This window comes from Arthrobacter sp. zg-Y1110, assembly GCF_025244865.1.
Taxonomy (GTDB): domain Bacteria; phylum Actinomycetota; class Actinomycetes; order Actinomycetales; family Micrococcaceae; genus Arthrobacter_B.
This window is the reverse complement of the sequence record NZ_CP104272.1, coordinates 943,512-963,490: the sequence shown is the minus strand read 5'-3', so window position 1 is coordinate 963,490 and position 19,979 is coordinate 943,512. Positions and strand designations below refer to the sequence as shown.

The following is a 19,979-nucleotide window of genomic DNA, read 5'->3' as shown; positions in this document are numbered from 1 at the left end:
AATCAGCGGATGCCGGGAACGCCACGCCCGGGATTTCGCACTTAAGCCGGGCGCGTCGCACTTTACCCGTCCCGGGAAGCGGGAATCGCATCATCCGCGTTTATTCAGCGTCGCCATTCGCAGTAAGCCGATGCACGCCGTGCCGCCTACGCAGGAACCAACGAAAGAGGCCCTCTCCATGACCATGTCCGCAGCAAGCACCCTTCTGTCAGGCCTGCGCACTCGCCAGGCTACTTCCCCTGCCCTGATCTGGTACGGCCCCGCAGGGGAACGGATCGAGCTCTCAGGGAAGGTGCTGGACAACTGGGTGGCCAAGACCTCGAACTTCCTGGTGGATGAACTGGACGCCGAGCCCGGCCGGCTCGTCCGCCTGAACCTTCCCATCCACTGGAAGACCTTGGTCTGGGCCCTTGCTGTCTGGCAGACCGGCTGCACCGTGGTTCTAGGTTCCCCGGCCGAAGGAGGACAGGTGGACATCACGGTCACCGACACTGCGGACGGCGGCGCCGAGGGGACCATCGTGGCCGTCGCGCTGGGGGCACTGGACCTGGCGTTCCCGTCGGAGCTGCCGGCCGGCGTCGTCGATTACGCGGCGGAGGTGCGCTCCTACGCCGACACGTACATGGAGGGCGCCCGGCCCGGCGACGGACAACCGGCCCTTGAGGTCGGAAGCCCGACTGCCGCCCGCGAATTGAACGGAACAGTGTCCTACGGATCGCTCGGGACCCTGCTCGGCGGAGCATCGGATGGTTCCGCCGAAGTACTGCTCGCTTCAGCTCCGGACCTGCCGCTCGTACTGGAGGCGGCGGTGGGAACCTGGGCCTCGGGCGGCGCCGTCGTGCTTACTGCGGCCGGCGTGGAACCGGACGAACGGGTATTGGCCTCTGAGAAGGTTACGAAGCGCTTGGAGGCTTAACGGCGCCGTACCGGTTGACCTTGCTGGGCGGGACTATGGACTCGTCGATCAGTTCATAGTCCTTCTCGAAGCCGGGCTCCTGGTCCAGTTCAACGTTGAAGACCCAGAACCGGTACGCAAAGAACCGAAGGATGGTGGCGACGGCGATGCCCAGCACGCCGGCCAGGAACAGCATGTTCTTGTCTTCGATACCCATCGGATAGCGGGCAACCCAGGTGAAACCGGTGGAAATGACAATGCCCACGCCGTTGATCAGAATGAACAGTCCCAGTTCACGGCCCACGTTGTCCACGCTGCGGCGGCGGCGGAAGGTCCAGTAGCGGTTGGCAACCCAGGAGACCATGGTGGCGACGACGGCGCCCACGAAACGAGCCTTGACCTCACTGCCGGACATCGGTCCGTGCATCAGGTAGAGGGTAAGGCCGTTGTCCACCACGAAGGCCACGGCACCTACCGTGCCGAATTTGGCAACCTCACGCCAAAAAAGGGAAACCAGGCCCCGAAGCCGATCTGACAGCGATGTATTCATGACCCTCCGAGGCCGATCGACGGCAGCACCCCCAAAGACTCATGGAAGAATCGGCGGCTGCCAGTTCCCGACGCGCGGACGCGCGGCGGTCAACAGCCGATATTACCGCGCCTTTATGGGAGTCTGCTTAGTGTCCAGGGAGACAACGGTGCCGCGAGGCGGGAATAACAGCCCTTTTCGGTACGCTTAAGCCGTGGATTTCCCAATTATCGGCGTGATAGGCGGCGGCCAGCTCGCCCGGATGATGGCCCCGGCGGCCACAGCCCTCGGATTTGAGCTGCGTGTGCTCGCCGAGGGCCCCGAGGTATCTGCCGTGGCGGCAGTGGCCAATGCCACAGTGGGTGATTACCGGAACCTGCAGGATTTAGCGGATTTTGCCGCCCAAGTGGACGTTGTCACGTTTGACCACGAGCATGTGCCCGGTGAACATCTGCGGGCCCTCATGGAGAAGGGCATCAATGTCCAGCCCGGTCCCGCCGCACTGATCCATGCCCAGGACAAACTGGTCATGCGTGCCGCCGTGGAACGCCTGGGACTGCCCAATCCGCGCTGGGCCGCGGTTTCCACACCCGGGGACCTGGTCTCGTTCGGCAACTCCGCCGGCTGGCCCGTGGTCCTGAAGACACCGCGGGGCGGCTACGACGGCAAGGGCGTACGCATAGTCGACGACGCCGCCGCTGCCGCGGACTGCGCCGATTGGTTCGGCTCCGAACCACTGCTGGCCGAGGAAAAAGTGCCGTTCCACCGGGAATTGTCCGCCCTCGTGGCCCGCACTCCCAGCGGTGAAAGCAGTGCCTGGCCGGTTGTCGAATCCATCCAGGTCCACGGCGTCTGCGACGAGGTCATTGCCCCGGCACCGCAGCTGGATCCGGCCGTCGCGGACGCTGCCGCATCCGCAGCCCTGCGCCTGGCGGAGGAACTGGGCGTCACCGGAGTCATGGCTGTCGAGCTCTTTGAAACCCCCGGCCGCGGCCCCGGCTTCCTGATCAACGAACTGGCGATGCGCCCGCACAACTCCGGGCACTGGACCATGGACGGCTCCGTCACCGGCCAGTTCGAGCAGCACCTGCGCGCAGTCCTCGACCTCCCTCTTGGCGCCACCTCCCTGCGGGGCGGGACAGCCGTGATGAAGAACTTCCTTGGCGGCGACAACAGCGACCTGTTTGCTGCCTATCCCCTGGCGCTGGCTGCCGAACCCGCCGTCAAGGTCCATACCTACGGCAAATCCGTCCGGCCGGGACGTAAGATCGGCCACGTTAATGCCGTCGGTTCCGCTGACGACCTCCCCGCCCTCCGCCGCAGTGCCGGCCGGGCAGCAGCCATCATCCGTGACGGCCGCGACCCCCTGAAGGAGAACTGAAGCATGTCCCACCGCGCTGCCACGCCGCTGGTAGGCCTCGTCATGGGTTCGGACTCCGATTGGCCGGTCATGGACGCAGCCGCTGCGGCCCTTGCCGAATTCGGCATCCCCTATGAAGCCGACGTCGTTTCGGCCCACCGGATGCCGGCCGACATGCTGGAATACGGGCAGGACGCCCACCGCCGCGGGCTGCGCGTCATCATTGCCGGAGCAGGCGGGGCCGCCCACCTTCCGGGCATGCTGGCCGCGGTTACCCCGCTTCCGGTCATTGGAGTTCCCGTGCCGCTGAAATACCTGGACGGCATGGACTCCCTGCTCTCAATCGTCCAGATGCCCGCCGGGGTGCCGGTAGCCACGGTCTCGATCGGGGGTGCCCGGAACGCCGGACTGCTGGCTGTCCGGATACTCGCAGCAGGTACCGACCCACTCGCTGCCAGCCTCCAGCAACAGCTCATCGAGTTTGCCGGCGGGCTGCGCCAGTCCGCCATGGCCAAAGGCGCAGCACTGCGCACATCCCTGCTCGGAACGGACTAGCAGCAATGAACCAGCAACGTTCCGAGCCCACGGGCGGCTCCTTCACCGATCCCGTGCGGTATCCCCAGACCGCGGCCCCCGCGGTGCGCACCAAGCGTGCCTTCATCCTCCTGCTGCTGACCCTGGTGCTTCCCGGGTCTGCGCAGGTGGTAGCCGGGGACCGGCGCCTCGGCCGGCGTGCCCTGAAAGTCACCTTCGCAGTCTGGGCGGTGGCTATTGCGGCCATCGTCCTGGCCGTCACCAACCGAGCACTGCTGATCAACATCCTGGCCAACGGCTGGGCCTCGTTCGGAATCATGATCGTCCTGGCCGCCCTGGCCGTGGCCTGGGGACTGTTGTTCCTGAACACCCTGCGCATCATCCGCCCTCCCCTGCTGCAGCGCCGGGTGCGGCCGCTCGTCGCCGCCTGCCTGGTGCTGCTGATGGTGGGAACCAGCGGCAGCCTCGCCTACGGCGCCTACCTGATGAACGTCAGCCGGCAGACTTTCGGCTCCATCTTTTCCTCGGGCCCGTCCCTTGATCCGGTAGACGGCAGGTACAACTTCCTGCTGATGGGCGGAGACGCCGGCGAGGACCGCACCGGACTGCGTCCCGACAGCATCTCGATGATCAGCGTGGATGCGAAAACGGGCCAGCCCGTGACTTTCAGCATTCCCCGCAACTTCCAGAACGCCCAGTTCCCCACGGATTCCCCGCTGCACGACATATACCCCGACGGCTACAACTGCGGCGACGAGTGCATCATCAACAGCCTTTACCAGACGGTGACGGAGAATTACGCGGATCTCTACCCCGAGGCAGCTGATCCCGGCGCCGAAGCCATGATGGACGCCGTCAGCGGCAGCCTGGGGCTTGAGGTGCAGGCCTACGTCATCGTGGACATGGGCGGTTTCGAACAGCTGGTCGACGCCATGGGCGGCGTCACCGTCAATTCCGGCGGCTGGGTGCCGATTACTGCCGGGGAAATTCCCGGCACCAACCGGCACTATCCCCCGGACGGCTGGATTCCGCCGGGCACCCAGACCCTGGACGGCTACCATGCCCTTTGGTACGCCCGCTCTCGCGAATTCGTGACTGACTACCACCGGATCGCCCGGCAGCAATGCGTCCAGCAGGCCATGGTGGCCCAGATGGACCCGGCTACGCTCCTGACCCGCTTCCAGGCCATTGCCACGGCCGGTGAAGAGATCGTGAAAACGGACCTCCCCCAGGACCAGCTGGGCAGTTTCGTGGACCTGGCGTTGAAGGCCAAGGGCCAGCCCATGGAGCGGATGACCATCGGCCCGCCGGACTTCGGCACGGCGGCGGACAACTTTGTGACCTATCCGGACTTCAACCTGATCCACGCCCGGGTGCAGGACTTCCTGGCCGGTTTGGAAGCCGCACCGGCCGAGCCGGCTCCGGCCCCCGCTCCGGCGGAAGAAGCTGCCCCGGCAGCACCGGAAGAAGCAGCACCCGAGGAAGCCGCACCGGCGCCGGAGTCAGGCACCGGCGCGGACGGTGAAGCAGCCGACGGAACTCCCATCACCGAGGTGCCGCAGGAGGAAACCGAAATAACGGTGGAGTATCTTCAGTACCTCGCGGAAATCGGAGATGACGCCACCCTCGGATCGCTCCTGAACAACAACGGCGAGTGCAGCGTGGGCTAGTTCCGCCTTCCCAACCCGACCCGATTCTCAAGCACCCGAAAGAGGCCCGTGTACCTACTCCGGAACACCCTTCGACCCTATGCCTGGGGATCAACCACCGCGATCGCCGAACTGTTCGGCCGGGAACCTTCCGGCGGACCCGAGGCTGAATTGTGGATCGGTGCGCACCCCGGGGCACCCTCGGCGCTGGTTCCGCCGGTGGACGGCAGCGAAACGCTCGACGAGCTGATTGCGGCCGACCCGGAGCTGATGCTCGGCGCCGACACCGCCGGGCGTTTCGGTCCCGAGTTGCCGTTCCTGGCAAAAATCCTGGCGGCCGGGGCTCCCCTGTCGCTGCAGGTCCACCCCACGTCAGAGCAGGCCCGGGCCGGCTACGCTGCGGAAGAGGAAGCCGGCGTGGACCGGGACGCCCGGGAGCGCAACTACAAGGACGGCAACTCCAAGCCCGAGATGATTTTCGCACTCACGCCCTTCGAGGCGTTGTGCGGCTTCCGCGAGCCGGAGGATTCTGCGGACCTCTTCCGGGCCGTTAATGCTGCGGTCACCGCAGCCGGCCGGGAGGTGCCCGACCTGCTGGAATGGATCGCGGCCGAGTTGTCCTCCGGCCATCCCGCGCCGGCGCGCCTGCAGTCCGTCTTCCGCACCCTCATTAATGACGGCGAAGCCGTGCGTGAGGCCGTTGAACTTGCCGCGGCTGCCGTCGCGAAGCTCACCGACAGAGGCGAATATGCCCGCGAATTGTCCACACTGATCGAGCTGAACGGCTACTACCCGGGCGATCCCGGTGTCCTGATCTCCCTGCTGCTCAACCGTGCTTCACTGCAGCCCGGCGAAGCGGTCTACCTACCGGCCGGCAACGTCCACGCCTACCTCAGCGGGTTGGGGGTGGAGGTTATGGCGGCGTCGGACAATGTCCTGCGGGGCGGGCTGACCCCGAAGCACATCGACGTACCGGAGCTGCTTCGGACCGTCGATTTCCGCCCATTGGGCGTCCCGTACGTGGCGGCCGAGGACACGCGGGAAGGCCAGCAGGTATTCCGCCCGCCGTTCGAGGAGTTTGCGCTCCAGCGCCTGGAACTGGCTCAGGGACCTTCCGGCGCCAACGGAGACTCGCTCCCGGCCGAAGCGCCGGTACTGCAGCACGGACCGGCGGTGGTCATCGCGGTGCGGGGCACTATTGCCCTGACATCCACCTCGGGCAGCCTCACCCTCGAGCCCGGAGACAGTGCCTTCCTTCCAGCGTTCGAGGCACCCGTGGTGGCCCGGCTCGCTGCGGACTCCGCCCAGCACGACGACGGCGCCCTGGCCTTTGCCGTGACGGTCGGGTCGGTTCCGGCCGGGGAAGCAGATGCCCCCCGGCTGGATATCGAGGCCTAAGGGTCTTAAACCCTAAGGGATCTCAGACTTACCTGCCGAGCCGGCCCCCTGCCCCTGCGGGGAAACGGAGAAACCAAGCAGGGAAGAGAAGTGCTGAGCGCCCTCCAGAACGAGCCCGATCCAGATCTCCTCCGGATATTGCTGCCATCGCGCCACGGGAACTGACATGCTGATGGCGGCCACGACTGCCCCCGTACCGTCACGGACGGGGGCTGCGACACAACGGATATTCGGCGTCGATTCTTCATTCTCGAAGGCGACGCCGCGCTCCCGGATACGTTGAAGCTCGACCTCGAGTTCAGCGAGAGTGCCAATGCTGTTCTGCGTCATCCGGGGCAGGTTATCCGGGTCCAAAAACCGGGTGGCGAGAGACTGCGGAGACGCATACGCAAGCAGCGCCTTACCTAGTCCTGTCACACTCGCAGGCAGCCTCTGGCCGATGCTGGAAGGAAGGCGAAGGTTGTCACGGCTTTCTATCTTTGCCAGATAGAACACGTCTCCACCTTCGAGGAGGGCAACGCTGACAGTCTCGCCACTTCGTTCCGCCAGTTCACGAGCAACGTCATTTGCGGCTGAGAGCATGTCGAATCTGGCTGAATAGGCATTCCCCAGATGAAGGAGTCGAACCCCCAAGCGGAATGTGCCTGATACGTCATCCTTCTGCAGGTAGTCCCTGGCAACAAGGGTTGCCAGGAGCTCGTGCACTGAAGTGCGGGGAAGCCCTGTCTTCCGAACGACATCCGGGGCGCTCAGCGGTGCTCCGTCATCAAGAAACAGTTCCAGAATGTCGAGTGTCCGCAGCACGGCGGGGGTAAGTCGGGCCATATCCCAATAGATACCCGGTAATTCAGGGTGCTGCAAATGGACCTATTGACATTGCCCCTGGCCTCGTGTTCGATGCCTAGAACAGGTGCCGAAGTTTCGAACAGATGCAGGCGCACTAAACACTACGACAGGAGCTGAGCATGGCTGAGGGCATTCCCGCAGCGATCATAGGTTCAGGCAATATCGGAACTGACTTAATGATCAAGATTCTTCAGCGCAACGGGATCATCTCCATCCGCGCCATGGTCGGCATCGACCCCGAGTCTGATGGATTGGCACGCGCAAGCAGGTTAGGCGTTACAGCGATTTCCACGGGGGTGGAGGGCCTCATCGCGTCGCCTGTCTTCGCTGATATCCAGATAGTTTTCGATGCGACATCGGCCGGAGCACACCATTTCAACGCCGACAAACTGAGGTCGGCCAAGCCGGACATTCGCCTAATCGACCTCACGCCGGCCGCTATCGGCCCCTATTGCGTGCCGGTCGTGAACCTTGCTGAGCACGTTGATTCACTAAACGTGAACATGGTTACCTGCGGCGGCCAAGCGACCATCCCGATCGTTGCTGCCGTCTCTGCCGTTACACGGGTTCACTACGCCGAGATCGTTGCGTCCATCTCCAGCAGATCAGCCGGGCCTGGAACCCGGGCCAATATCGACGAATTCACCGAAACAACCGCTGAGGCACTCAAGTTGGTTGGCGGGGCCGCCGCAAGCAAAGCACTCATTGTCCTCAATCCCGCAGAGCCGCCGATGATAATGCGCGATACCGTTCTGGTGCTGACGCCAGCCGCCGCCGACAGGGACGCGATCGAGGCTTCCATACGCGAAATGGTGGCTAAGGTAAACGCTTATGTTCCCGGCTATCGCCTGAAGCAGGAGGTCCAGTTCGACGACGTTCTGGAACCGGTCAATGTTCCGGATTTGGGGGCTTTTACCGGCCTGAAAACCACTGTTTTCCTTGAAGTCGAAGGGGCTGCTGACTACCTCCCCTCATATGCGGGCAATTTGGACATCATGACGTCCGCTGCGCTTCGCACCGCAGAAATAGTGGCAACCCATGTCCAGAAAGCGGGGGCGGCATCATGAACGATTCCCTAGTACCGGAAAAACTGTTTATTTCGGACGTTACCCTGCGGGACGGCAGCCACGCAGTACGACACCAATACACCGTCAAGAACGTCCGCGACGTCGTTTCGGCCCTTGACGCGGCTGGAGTCGACAGCGTGGAGGTTTCCCACGGCGATGGGCTCAACGGTTCCAGCATCACATACGGGTTCTCACGCCACTCGGACGTTGAATTGATCGAAGCAGCAGCGGAGGCAGCAAACAATATCGCCATCGCCACCCTGCTCATCCCGGGCATCGGCACGATATCCGACCTGAAAAGGGCTGCGTCCGCAGGAGTCGGATACGTGCGCGTGGCAACTCACTGCACAGAAGCCGACGTCTCAGCACAGCACATCGACACGGCGCGGAATCTCGGCTTGAACACGACCGGTTTCCTGATGATGAGTGCCCTGACCACGCCTGCAAAGCTTGCCCAGCAAGCAAAACTCATGGAGGGGTTCGGTGCTCAGTGTGTGTACGTCGTCGATTCCTCCGGAGGTCAGACAATGACTGATGTGACGGAACGTATCACCGCTCTCAGGGATGTCCTTTCTCCACAGACCGAGATCGGGATCCATGCCCATCACAACCTCGCTCTGGGAGTTGCCAACTCGATGGCAGCCGTTGAGGCAGGAGCCATCAGAGTAGATGCAAGCCTGGCAGGTATGGGAGCAGGAGCAGGCAATACGCCCCTTGAGGTTTTCGTTGCTGTCGCGGACAAGCTCGGTTGGAATCATGGAACTGACGTGATGGCGCTTATGGACGCAGCTGACGATATCGTTCGGCCTCTTCAAGTCCGTCCGGTACAGGTTGATCGCGAGACTCTGGGCCTCGGCTATGCCAACGTCTACTCCTCGTTCCTCCTTCACGCTGAAACAGCAAGCGCCAAGTACGGCATTCCAACCATCGAAATCCTCCTCGAGCTCGGGCGCCGCAAAATGATCGGCGGCCAAGAAGACATGATCGTCGATGTAGCCCTGGATCTACTCAAGGCAAACGGCTAACCGCGATGCCATACAGCGCATTAAGCCGTGGAAGCCGCTCACGCATCTCATTTCCACACCCGCCGGAAATGCCGGAAGTCATACCCTTCAACGACGAAAGGTTCACGTCATGAGCACAATCGCTCAGCCCTCGGCTCCAAGAGACAAGTCAGAGCTAATCGATGGCCCAACGCGCCGGCGGGCCCTTTTTGGGAGCGCAGTTGGGAGCGCTGTCGAATGGTACGACTACTTCCTCTACGGGACCATGTCTGCACTCGTGTTCGGTCCGTTGTTTTTCCCGTCCGGCGACCCGGTGGCCAGCCAAATGCTCGCATTGGCGTCATTTGCCTTGGCTTTCCTCATCCGCCCGATCGGCGGCATCATTTTCAGCCACATCGGTGACCGCATCGGCCGCAAAAAGACTCTGGTTATCACCCTAACCATCATGGGCGTGGCGACCGTAGCCATAGGCCTCATGCCGACCTTCGAGACCATCGGGATGTGGGCCCCCATCCTGCTGACCGTGCTTCGCCTGCTACAGGGCCTGGCACTCGGCGGGGAATGGGGTGGCGGACTCCTTATGGCCGTCGAATACGCACCTCGAAATAAGCGCGGCCTTTATGGTGCTGTACCCCAGACCGGGGCATTGTTTGGACTGGCCCTCGGGAACCTGGCCGCCTCCGCAACAAGTTCGATTTTCTCCAACGAGGATTTCCTTTCCTACGGTTGGCGCATCCCGTTCCTATTCTCCGTGGTCCTGGTCGGAATCGGTCTGTGGATCCGGCACAGCGTGGCGGAAACCCCCTCCTTCCAAAATGTTGTAGCGACAAACTCGACAGTCAAGGTTCCGCTTATGAAGACACTGCGCCATCACTGGCGTGCTGTCATCATCACCATTGGCGCGAAATTTGTGGAAACGTCGACCTTCTTTATCTTTGCGACCTTCACTGTGTCCTACGCGGTAAGCCTCGGGTTTGCCCGCAGCGAGGCGCTGAACGCAGTTTTGATAGCAGCGATTATCGCGATCCCGGTCATGCTCGGCGTCGGTGCGCTCTCTGACCGATTGGGCCGCAAGAAAATGTTCCTTACGGGTGCCGGGCTCATAATGATTTACATTATTCCGTTCTTTTGGCTCGTCAACCAGGAGTCATTCCTCCTGCTCACCGTGGCCGTAGTTGTCGGCTTCAGCTGCATCTGGTCCATGTACGGGGCCGTGTTGGGAACGTTCTTTGCCGAAAGTTACCCGGCGGACGTCCGCTACACCGGAGTTTCGCTCGGCTATCAGATCGGGGCAGCCCTGGTGGGGGGCCCCGCACCGCTCATAGCCACAGCCCTTCTTACCGGATTCGGCGGAAGCTACATACCGATCGGTCTGTTTATCATCGCCTGCAGCGTGGTCTCGGTGGTTGCCGTGCTGTTCGCCAAGGACCGTTCGGGGGAAATCCTCGATTAACTGATCAACTGATGACCGGGGGAACGCCCGGCCATATCTCTAAAGTTGAGGCCAGACTCGCGATCGGCGAATCTGGCCTCAACTCTGTCCTGAACGAGTGTGGCGCAGCATGCCTCAGACTCCCGGCATGCAACGTGGGTGCTAGCGGCCCAGCCGGGCCTTCAGCGCGGCCGCTGCCCCGCGGGCCTTGCGCATTCCGGTCTTGGCCAGCGGCAGCGCGGTGGAGAAGACCGGGTAGAGCGGCGAGAGGGGCTTGTCCCAGGTGCCGGCCAGCTGATCCTCGTGTTTCGCCCAGCCCATCTTGAACTTCGAGACCCCGTCATTGAGCAGGCCGTTGAAGTCGTACCGGGTGATCCCCCGCTCCTTCATATCGGAGATGGCATGCCATTTAAGGGCGTAGTTCGCCCGCAGCCGTTCGCCTTCCTCCGTCATTCCGCCGTAGAGCTCGAACGAGGTGTAGTCGCTGGTGGAAAGCCACAGGAACGCGACGACGTCCTCGCCCTTGAAGGCGGCGTAGACCGGTGAATCCTCGCCGAGGTTGTCGAAGATATCCAGGTAGTAGGAATCCTCGTGGATGCCGAAGTTCGCCCGCTGGGCGGTCAGCTTGTACACCGCGAGGCATTTGGCAATTTCCCCGCGCGTCACGCGCCGGTAGGTCAGGTCCTCGCGTCCGGACTTGCGGATGTACTGCCGGTGTTTCTTGCTCATGTCCCCCGACAGGTCCTCCAGGCTGCGCTGCAGGTCCAGGATCAGTGTCCGGCCGATGAGGATGGTGTTGTCGCTGCTGCGGAAGCCAAGCCCGGGCAACCCTGCCACCAGCTTCCCGTCCGCATCCCAATCGGGTTCGATGGACAAGGCCACGGCGGAATGGGTGCTCTTGACGTAATCCGCAACGGCGTCAAGGACTTCAAGTTCCCGTCCGGGCTCACCCTGCGGACCGCGGGGAATGTAGGCAAGGGCCCGGAAGGGGAAGGGAAGCGCACGCAGCAGGACCTGTGCGCACCCGAGGACCGTACCGGCGTCGTCGCTCACCAGGACGCGGTCTACGTTCCATCCGTGCTCTGCCTTGGTCTTCCCCCAGCCCCACAACTGCTGCGGGTGTCCGCGGAAGCGGTTCACGGTTTCGTTCCAGGCGGCGGCATCGGAGCAGGGGGTAACGCGCAGTGTCATGCCTTCCAGCCTACTTGGCTCCGTTGCCACACCCGAAAACAGCGGTACCGGGCCGCTTCCGGTTTTCCCCGCACCACTGCCGGGCGGTTGGCTGCTTTGTTACGGTCAACTATGAGTTCCTACACACCCAACACCCGGACGTCTCGGACCAATTCCGGCGGATCGGACCTGGCCCGCCTCAGCACCGTCAGTATCTGTTTCGCGGCCTGCATTGTCGGTTCGATGATCGGCGTGGGTGTCTTCGGCGGCACACCCATTGCAGAGGCGGCCGGCGGCGCCCTCAGCGCAGACGCCACGTACCTCGCACCGGCCAGCTCTGCCTTCTCGATCTGGTCAGTGATTTACACGGGCCTGGGCCTCTACACCGTCTACCAGTGGTTCCCGTCCCAGCGGACGTCGGACCGGCAGCGCTCCCTGGGCTGGCTGGTCGCCGCCTCGCTGGTGCTTAACGCCGCCTGGATCCTCACCGTCCAGGCCGGCGCGGTCATTCTGAGCGTTGTGGTGATTGTGCTGCTGCTCGCCGTCCTGGCCCTGTGCTTCCGCCGCTACGCCGCCACCCGGGCGTCCGGCTGGCTCGAAGCCATCGCCGTGGACGGAGCCCTTGGCCTGTATCTGGGCTGGGTCTGCGTAGCCACCGCCGCGAATACGGCCTCGGCACTGACTGCCGAGGGATTCCGGGGATTCGGTATTGCTCCGGAAGTCTGGGCCTGCGGTGTGCTCGCCGTGGCTGCCGGAGTGGGCGCCGGGCTGGCTGCAGCCGGACGCGGACGTCTTGCCCCGGCGGCGTCGCTGGTGTGGGGGCTGGCCTGGATCGCCGTTTCCCGGCTGAACGGAGGGCTGGAATCGGTTCCCACCGCTGTCGCCGCCGTTGCCGCCGCCGTGGTGGTAGCCGCAGTCACCGTGGTTTTCCGTGTCCGGGCGGTCCGGGAACGTCGGCTTCCGTAAAGGAAGCCCGGTAAACAGTTGATGCTGCCTGCGGACGGAAGCCAGGCAGCATCAACTGTGTCAGGAACGCCTAGTTGGAGCGGGCGTAGGACTCCCACTTGTGTGCCTGGTGCTCGCCGTCCACCACGCGGATGGTGCCGGACTTGGAACGCATCACGATCGACTGGGTCAGGACCCGGTCCTTCTTGTAGCGCACGCCGCGCAGCAGGTCGCCGTCGGTGATCCCGGTGGCGGCGAAGTAGCAGTTGTCGCTCGTGACCAGGTCATTGGTGGACATCACGCGGTCCAGGTCATGTCCGGCGTCGATGGCCTTCTGCTTCTCGTCGTCGGAGGTCGGCCACAGCCGGCCCTGGATGACGCCGCCCAGCGTCTTGATCGCGCAGGCCGTAATGATGCCCTCGGGGGTGCCTCCGATGCCCATCAGGGCATCGACGTCGGTGCCTTCGCGAGCGGCCGCGATGCCGCCGGCAACGTCGCCGTCCATCAGCATCCGGGTGCGCGCACCGGCGTCGCGGATTTCCTGTACCAGCGGCTTGTGCCGGTCCCGCTCCAGGATCATCACGTTGAGCTGGTTGATTTTCTTGCCCTTGGCCTTGGCGATCAGGTGCAGGTTCTGCTTCACCGGAAGGCGAAGGTCCACCATGTCCGCGGCTTCAGGCCCCGTGACCAGCTTTTCCATGTAGAAGACCGCCGAGGGGTCGAACATGGTGCCGCGCTCCGCGACGGCCAGCACGGCAAGGGCGTTGTTGATGCCCAGGGCAGTCAAGCGGGTGCCGTCGATCGGATCCACCGCGACATCGCACAGGGCTCCGGTGCCGTCACCGACGTATTCGCCGTTGTAGAGCATCGGCGCTTCGTCTTTTTCGCCTTCGCCGATCACTACCACGCCGTTGAAATGGACGGTGGAAATGAGTGAACGCATGGCGTCCACGGCAGCACCGTCTGCCGCGTTCTTGTCGCCGAAGCCCACCCAGTGGCCGCCGGCGATGGCCGCCGCCTCGGTGACGCGGACGAGTTCCAGGGCCAGGTTGCGGTCCGGCTCGGAGTCCCCGACTGCCAATGCGGGGGAAAGTGTGGAGTACTGGGCACCTTTGGACACGTCAAACCTCATCTTCGAAATTATGATGTAAAACTCTGCTGTAAACGTCTGCGGACACCGCCGAAAGCGGGTGGCCTTTGTCCGATCATAGTCTGCGTGCCTCCCGTCACCACCTCAGCCAGCGGATTTCCGCGGCGGTGCGCTACTCGGAGTAGGACATCGCTTCCGAATAAGAGATTATGGATGGGTGAGTGAAACGCAGCCCGATCCCCAGCAGACCGATGAACCCGTAACGCCGGTATTGACCGCCAAGCAGGCCAAGCGGGCCAATGCCACCGTGATAGGCATGCTGATCGCCACCGGGCTCACGCTGGCACTGTGCCTGGTGCCGGTGCTGCTTAATCCCGCACCCAAGATGCAGGCCCGCAACGTCGATGTTGCTGCCGCTGCCAACCAGGCTGCCGGGGACGCCGGTTACCAGCCGCTGGCTCTGGAGCTTCCGGACGGTTGGAGTGCCAACTACGCCCGCTGGAACGCCGGGACCAACAACGGCGTCCCGAACTGGGAAGTCGGATATGTCACTCCGGATACCGAGTTCATCTCCCTGACACAGACCAACGCCGCCAATCCCACCTGGATCTTCGAACACAGCGGCGATTCAACCGTGTCCGGTGAACGGCCGGCAGGTGGAGTCACCTGGGAGCTGCGCGATTCCTCCAACGCGGACTCAACGCTGGTCGCGGAGATCGACGGGCAAACCGTGATCCTCACCGGTTCCGCCGACCTGGCGGAATTCGATGTCCTGGCCGACCACGTGGTCCGCGAACTTCGCAGCAACTGACCGCGGCGGCTGCGGGCGTGCCCGTTTAGGCCCCGCCCGTCCCCATAGGAGTAACCTCGATACCGTGGAAACAGCGAGCGAAAAGATCATCACACCCGCCCAGGCCTGGCAGAAGCTGCGCGAAGGCAACGAACGTTTCGTGGCCGGCACCGCCAGCCACCCCAACCAGGACGCACCCCGGCGCAGTTCGCTGGTTGAGGGGCAGAACCCGTTTGCAGTGATTTTCGGCTGCTCGGATTCCCGCCTCGCCGCCGAGATCATCTTCGACCTCGGTCTTGGGGACGCATTCGTGGTCCGCACCGCCGGACAGGTCATTGACGACGCCGTGCTCGGCTCGCTGGAGTACAGCGTAGGCACGCTGGGCGTGCCCCTCATTGTGGTGCTGGGCCATGACAACTGCGGCGCCGTCACTGCCGCCAAAGCCACCGTGGACACGGGCGAAATGCCCACCGGCTACGTCCGCACCCTCGTCGAGCGGATCACTCCGTCCGTGCTGGCGGCGCAGCGCAAGAACCTGCACGAAGTCAATGACATGGTGGTTGAACACACCAAGCAGACCGCGGAACGCCTGGTGGAAAGTTCCCGCCTCATTTCCGCGGCAGTGGAGGAAGGTCAAGTTGCCGTCATCGGCCTGTCCTACCGGCTGGCGGAAGGCAACGCGGAGCTCGTCTCCGGCTTCGGCGCCCTCGAGCACCCCGCCGTCCTGCGTTCGGTGCTGCCCAAGTAGCAGTTATCACTGCGGCGCCTTCGGACATTAGGCTTGGGGGCATGACTTCTGACACCTCCGAATACCGCATCGAACACGACACCATGGGTGAGGTCCGCGTTCCGGCCTCCGCCCTCTACCGCGCCCAGACCCAGCGCGCGGTCGAGAACTTCCCCATTTCCGGCACCACGCTGGAACCCTCGCACATCGAAGCGCTCGCCCGGATCAAGAAGGCCGCCGCGACTGCCAACGCGGAACTGGGAGTGCTCGACGACGAGCGCGCCCGGGCCATTGAAAAGGCCGCCGACGCCGTCGCCGCCGGCACCTACAATGACCAGTTCCCGATCGACATCTTCCAGACGGGCTCCGGCACCTCCTCGAACATGAACACCAACGAGGTCCTCGCCGAGCTCGCCACCCGGGCATTGAAGGAAGCCGGCAGCGAGACCAGCGTCCACCCCAACGACCATGTGAATGCCTCGCAGTCCTCCAACGACGTCTTCCCGACGTCGGTGCACGTTGCTGCCACGTCCGCCCTGATCAATAACCTGATCCCCGCCCTCGAGCACCTTGCCGTGTCCCTGGAGCGCAAGGCCGAAGAGTTCAAGGACGTCGTCAAGTCCGGCCGTACCCACCTGATGGACGCCACCCCGGTCACCCTTGGCCAGGAATTCGGCGGCTACGCCGCGCAGGTGCGCTACGGCATCGAGCGCGTGCAGGCATCCCTGCCCCGCGTGGCCGAAGTCCCGCTGGGCGGCACCGCCGTCGGCACCGGCATCAACACTCCTGCCGGATTCCCGCAGCGCGTGATCGAGCTGCTGGCCGCTGACACGGGCCTGCCGCTGACCGAGGCACGGGACCACTTTGAAGCACAGGCCAACCGCGACGCACTGGTTGAGGTGTCCGGCATGCTGCGCACCATCGCCGTGTCCTTCTCCAAGATCGCCAACGACCTCCGTTGGATGGGTTCGGGCCCCAACACCGGCCTGGGCGAGATTGCCATCCCTGACCTGCAGCCGGGCTCCTCGATCATGCCGGGCAAGGTCAATCCCGTCATCTCCGAGGCCGTCCTGCAGGTCGCCGCGCAGGTAGTGGGCAACGACGCCGCCGTGGCCTGGGCCGGAACTTTCGGCTACTTCGAACTCAACGTGGGCATTCCGGTGATCGCCGCGAACCTGCTCGAATCCATCCGGCTCCTGGCGAACTCCTCCCGCGTGATGGCGGACAAGATGATCGACGGCATCGAAGCCAACGTCGAGCGCGCCCGCTACCTGGCCGAGGCCTCCCCGTCCATCGTGACTCCGCTGAACAAGTTCATCGGATACGAAAACGCTGCGAAGATCGCCAAGTACTCGGTCAAGGAAGGCAAGACCATCCGCCAGGCCGTCGAGGATCTCGGCTACGTCGAGCGCGGCGAACTCACGGTTGAGCAGCTGGACAAGGCCCTTGACGTCCTGTCCATGACGAAGCCGCCGCAGGCCTAAGGAGCACCGCCGTCCCAGCACGGCAGGCCCGCCGAAGGAGCGTCCGGATTCCCGGGCGCTCCTTTGTTTTCCCCGGCAAACCGGAAATTTGCACCTACCGACACAGAGTGCAAAACTTTACTCCATGCCGAATAGTGCAACAGAAGACTGCGGCCTGCGCGAGCGCAAGCGTACGGCCACCCGGGCCGCCATCACGGCGCAGGCCCGGGCGCTGACCGCCGCCCACGGCGTCAACGGCTTCACCGTCGAGCAACTGTGCGAACAGGTCGGCATCTCCCGCCGGACGTTTTTCAACTACTTTCCCGCCAAGGAAGACGCCATCCTGGGTTCGCCCGCTGATGACCTTCCGGAGGATCTGGTCCAGCGCTTTATCGACGGCGGAGCCGGTTCCACCGGCGAAGGCATCTCCCCTGCCCTGGTGGCGGACTTCGTGGACCTGGCCGTCGGCATGACCGAGCGCATGGCCATGTCCCGCTCGGAGATGGCCCAGTTGAAGGAAGCCGTCAGCGCCGAACCCCGCCTTATCTCGAAGGCCATGCACGGCTCGCAGGAGACCGAGGAAGCCTTTGCACGGATATTGGCCGCCCGTGAATCCCTGCCGGCCGATGACCCGCGGGTCCGGGCAACGGTTGCCGTCTTTGGAGCCCTGGTCCAGCGCGCCGGACTCCGCTTCTTCGATCCGGCCAACACCGATTCCTACCGCAGCACCCTCGTCACCGAGGTCAATGCCGCAATCGCAGTGTTTTCGACTGCGTCTCCACTCCCCGTCGAACCGACGGATCCCCGCCCTGCATCCACCGCCCCTGCCGATACCGCCAAGGACACGTAAATGACCTCCACCGCCGAACGTGCTTCCGGGCCGCTCCTGCTGACCCAGAAGCGCATCTGGATCATCTTCTCCGCCCTGATCGCCGGCATGCTGCTTGCCAGCCTCGACCAGACCATTGTTTCCACCGCCATGCCCACCATCGTGGGAGAACTGGGCGGCGTCGAGCATCAGACCTGGATCACCACCGCCTACCTGCTGGCCACCACCATCGTGATGCCCATTTACGGCAAGTTCGGTGACGTGCTGGGCCGCCGCAACCTGTTCCTGTTCGCCATTGTGCTGTTCACCGCGGCCTCGGTCGGCTGTGCCTTCGCCACCGATTTCTGGGGCTTCGTGATCTTCCGGGCCATTCAGGGCCTCGGCGGCGGCGGTCTGATGATCCTGTCCCAGGCCATCATCGCGGACATCGTGCCGGCCGACCAGCGCGGCAAGTACCTCGGCCCGCTCGGCGGCATCTTCGGCCTGTCCGCCGTCGCCGGGCCCCTGCTGGGCGGTTTCTTCGTGGACCACATGACCTGGCAGTGGGCGTTCTACATCAACATCCCGATCGGCATCGTTGCCTTCCTGATCGCCTTCTTCACCCTGACGCTGCCGAGCAAGAAGGCAACGAAACGGATCGATATCGGCGGCGTGGTGCTGCTCTCCATTGCCACCACCTGCCTGATTTTCTTCACAGACTTCGGCGGCAGCGACGAGCGCGGCTGGACCGACCCGCTGACGCTGGCCTGCGGCGCGGGGATGCTGGTTGCCGCAGTCCTGTTCGTGATGGTGGAAAACCGCGTCGCGGACCCGATCATCCCGATGAGCCTGTTCCGGAACCCGATCTTCGTCAACAGCACGGCCATCGGCTTCACCCTGGGTATGGGCATGTTCGCCGCCCTTGCCTTCGTGCCGACCTTCCTGCAGATGTCCACCGGCACCTCTGCAGCCGTTTCCGGCCTGCTGATGCTGCCGATGATGGTGGGCATGATGGGTACCTCGATCTACTCCGGCCTCGCCATCACCAAGCACGGCACCTACAAGAAGTACCCGATCATGGGTGCGGCACTGGTGATCGCTGCCATGCTGTGGATGACAACCCTCTCGGCGGACACCCCGGTCTGGGTGATCTGCGCGCAGCTGTTCGTCTTTGGCGCCGGGCTCGGTTACATCATGCAGGTGGTTGTCCTGGTGGTGCAGAACTCCGTTCCAGTGGACCAGATCGGCACCGCGACGTCCAGCAACAACTACTTCCGCGAGGTCGGCGCCGCCTTGGGCGTGGCCATCTTCGGTGCCATGTTCACCTCGCGCCTTTCCGAGAACCTGCATGAGGTCTTCACCAAGGCCGGCTTCGATCCTTCCGCTGCGGGCGAGGCCACCGCGACCCTGCAGCCGTCCGTCATGAATGACCTGCCGGAACCGATCCGGGACGGCATTGTCACCGCTTATGCCGATTCCCTGGCCCCTGTCTTCTGGTACCTGATCCCGTTCCTGGTCATCGCACTGGTCCTGGCCCTCTTCCTGAAGCAGATTCCGTTGTCCGACGTCGCCGGGATGGTGGCCCGCGGTGAAGCCGTCGCCGGTCCGGAGGCGGACCGGCTGGAGGCCGAACGCCTGGCCGCGCTCAAGGAAACCGGCCGTACGGAAGCTTCAGAGGCTCCGCTGCAGGCTCCGGAGAACCCCTACCGGGAGAAGTAGCAGCTTCGCTTCATTAACCGGCGAAAGGGCCGTCCCGCTGCTGCGGGGCGGCCCTTCACTGTTTGGGTTGTCAGCGGCTCAGCGTTCGAAGACCGGCACGCCGTCGGCCGTCAGGGCCAGGTCAATCAGCATTCGGTGCCGTTCGCTCAGGGGCGGCAGGGCATCCAGGTGGTACCAGCCCACATCGGTGGACTCGTCGTCGTTCACCCGAGCCTCTCCCGAAACGTACCGGCAGCTGAAGGCCAGATTAAGGAAGGAGCAGACATCTCCGTTGGGGAAGGTAACCGGCCCGTGGGCGCCGACGTGGATGAGGTGCTCCAGTTCGGCCCGGATACCGGTTTCCTCTTCGACTTCACGCACGGTTCCCGGCCCGGCCTCCTCCCCCGGCTCGAGCATTCCGGTGATCAGGGCCCACCGTCCGTTGTCCGCGCGGCGGCCCAGCAGCACCTGTCCTTCCACGTTGAACACGACGGCCGTGACACCGGGAAGCCAGAGCGGATCATGTCCTATCCGCTTCCGAAGGGACAGGACAAAATCAGGGGTAGGCATGCTT

Annotated in this window: 19 protein-coding genes; 14 read left to right on the top strand and 5 right to left on the bottom strand. The window is 63.8% G+C overall.

Annotation, left to right across the window (positions count from 1 at the left end):
* Window positions 1-178: 178 nt before the first annotated feature.
* The gene (locus N2K99_RS04540) at window positions 179-916 is read left to right on the top strand and encodes a TIGR03089 family protein (protein WP_227934008.1); all 738 of its coding nucleotides are present in this window, start codon (window positions 179-181) and stop codon (window positions 914-916) included.
* Here the strand turns inward: N2K99_RS04540 and N2K99_RS04535 are convergent.
* A complete protein-coding gene (locus N2K99_RS04535) occupies window positions 894-1,445 on the bottom strand; it encodes a GtrA family protein (RefSeq protein ID WP_227924270.1) in 552 nt (183 codons plus the stop codon). The genes N2K99_RS04540 and N2K99_RS04535 overlap by 23 nt on opposite strands.
* A 193-nt stretch (window positions 1,446-1,638) precedes the next feature.
* Between N2K99_RS04535 and N2K99_RS04530 the strand changes: the two genes are divergently transcribed.
* The 4 genes from N2K99_RS04530 to manA are packed head-to-tail and all read left to right on the top strand — an operon-like array spanning window position 1,639 to window position 6,365.
* Window positions 1,639-2,805, top strand: a complete 1,167-nt coding sequence (locus tag N2K99_RS04530; protein ID WP_227934007.1) for a 5-(carboxyamino)imidazole ribonucleotide synthase — start codon at window positions 1,639-1,641, stop codon at window positions 2,803-2,805.
* Window positions 2,806-2,808: 3 nt separating this feature from the next.
* Window positions 2,809-3,339: a 5-(carboxyamino)imidazole ribonucleotide mutase gene (purE, locus tag N2K99_RS04525; RefSeq protein ID WP_227934006.1), complete on the top strand. Its 531-nt coding sequence runs from the start codon at window positions 2,809-2,811 to the stop codon at window positions 3,337-3,339.
* Between the two features lie 5 nt (window positions 3,340-3,344).
* On the top strand, window positions 3,345-4,988 hold the full coding sequence (locus N2K99_RS04520) for an LCP family protein (protein ID WP_227934005.1): 1,644 nt from the start codon (window positions 3,345-3,347) through the stop codon (window positions 4,986-4,988).
* Between the two features lie 48 nt (window positions 4,989-5,036).
* On the top strand, window positions 5,037-6,365 hold the full coding sequence (manA, locus tag N2K99_RS04515) for a mannose-6-phosphate isomerase, class I (protein ID WP_227934004.1): 1,329 nt from the start codon (window positions 5,037-5,039) through the stop codon (window positions 6,363-6,365).
* A gap of 12 nt (window positions 6,366-6,377) precedes the next feature.
* Here the strand turns inward: manA and N2K99_RS04510 are convergent, their stop codons facing one another.
* On the bottom strand, window positions 6,378-7,190 hold the full coding sequence (locus N2K99_RS04510; RefSeq protein ID WP_227934003.1) for an IclR family transcriptional regulator: 813 nt from the start codon (window positions 7,188-7,190) through the stop codon (window positions 6,378-6,380).
* A gap of 140 nt (window positions 7,191-7,330) precedes the next feature.
* On the opposite strand from N2K99_RS04510, the gene N2K99_RS04505 reads away from it, so the two are divergent.
* The 3 genes from N2K99_RS04505 (at window position 7,331) to N2K99_RS04495 (ending at window position 10,735) form a co-directional block, all read left to right on the top strand.
* Window positions 7,331-8,278, top strand: coding sequence for an acetaldehyde dehydrogenase (acetylating) (locus N2K99_RS04505; protein WP_227934002.1), 948 nt, complete (start codon window positions 7,331-7,333; stop codon window positions 8,276-8,278).
* Window positions 8,275-9,303, top strand: a complete 1,029-nt coding sequence (dmpG, locus tag N2K99_RS04500) for a 4-hydroxy-2-oxovalerate aldolase (RefSeq protein ID WP_227934001.1) — start codon at window positions 8,275-8,277, stop codon at window positions 9,301-9,303. The genes N2K99_RS04505 and dmpG overlap by 4 nt, the downstream gene beginning before the upstream one ends.
* 109 nt (window positions 9,304-9,412) lie before the next feature.
* On the top strand, window positions 9,413-10,735 hold the full coding sequence (locus N2K99_RS04495) for an MFS transporter (protein WP_227934000.1): 1,323 nt from the start codon (window positions 9,413-9,415) through the stop codon (window positions 10,733-10,735).
* 141 nt (window positions 10,736-10,876) lie between these two features.
* On the opposite strand, the gene N2K99_RS04490 is transcribed toward N2K99_RS04495, so the two are convergent.
* Entirely contained in the window at window positions 10,877-11,905 is a 1,029-nt protein-coding gene (locus N2K99_RS04490; protein WP_227924265.1) for a peptidoglycan bridge formation glycyltransferase FemA/FemB family protein, read from the bottom strand.
* A 111-nt stretch (window positions 11,906-12,016) separates the two neighbouring features.
* Between N2K99_RS04490 and N2K99_RS04485 the strand changes: the two genes are divergently transcribed.
* On the top strand, window positions 12,017-12,850 hold the full coding sequence (locus N2K99_RS04485) for a tryptophan-rich sensory protein (RefSeq protein ID WP_227924264.1): 834 nt from the start codon (window positions 12,017-12,019) through the stop codon (window positions 12,848-12,850).
* Window positions 12,851-12,920: 70 nt separating this feature from the next.
* Here N2K99_RS04485 and glpX read toward each other — a convergent pair whose 3' ends face one another.
* Window positions 12,921-13,961, bottom strand: coding sequence for a class II fructose-bisphosphatase (gene glpX, locus N2K99_RS04480; protein WP_227924263.1), 1,041 nt, complete (start codon window positions 13,959-13,961; stop codon window positions 12,921-12,923).
* A 175-nt stretch (window positions 13,962-14,136) separates the two neighbouring features.
* On the opposite strand from glpX, the gene N2K99_RS04475 reads away from it, so the two are divergent.
* The 5 genes from N2K99_RS04475 to N2K99_RS04455 all read left to right on the top strand — a co-directional run bounded on the left by N2K99_RS04475 (window position 14,137) and on the right by N2K99_RS04455 (window position 19,426).
* Window positions 14,137-14,730 (top strand): DUF4245 domain-containing protein, encoded by a 594-nt coding sequence (locus N2K99_RS04475; protein ID WP_227924262.1) that lies wholly within the window; start codon window positions 14,137-14,139, stop codon window positions 14,728-14,730.
* Window positions 14,731-14,794: 64 nt separating this feature from the next.
* Window positions 14,795-15,457 carry a carbonic anhydrase gene (locus N2K99_RS04470; protein WP_227924261.1) on the top strand — a complete coding sequence of 221 codons (663 nt, stop codon included), beginning with the start codon at window positions 14,795-14,797 and terminating at the stop codon, window positions 15,455-15,457.
* 41 nt (window positions 15,458-15,498) lie between these two features.
* Window positions 15,499-16,920, top strand: a complete 1,422-nt coding sequence (locus N2K99_RS04465; RefSeq protein ID WP_227924260.1) for a class II fumarate hydratase — start codon at window positions 15,499-15,501, stop codon at window positions 16,918-16,920.
* A gap of 124 nt (window positions 16,921-17,044) precedes the next feature.
* The gene (locus N2K99_RS04460) at window positions 17,045-17,749 is read left to right on the top strand and encodes a TetR/AcrR family transcriptional regulator (RefSeq protein WP_227933999.1); all 705 of its coding nucleotides are present in this window, start codon (window positions 17,045-17,047) and stop codon (window positions 17,747-17,749) included.
* Window positions 17,750-19,426: an MDR family MFS transporter gene (locus tag N2K99_RS04455; protein WP_227924258.1), complete on the top strand. Its 1,677-nt coding sequence runs from the start codon at window positions 17,750-17,752 to the stop codon at window positions 19,424-19,426.
* A 78-nt stretch (window positions 19,427-19,504) separates the two neighbouring features.
* Here N2K99_RS04455 and N2K99_RS04450 read toward each other — a convergent pair whose 3' ends face one another.
* The gene (locus tag N2K99_RS04450; protein WP_227924257.1) at window positions 19,505-19,975 is read right to left on the bottom strand and encodes an NUDIX domain-containing protein; all 471 of its coding nucleotides are present in this window, start codon (window positions 19,973-19,975) and stop codon (window positions 19,505-19,507) included.
* Window positions 19,976-19,979 lie beyond the last annotated feature (4 nt).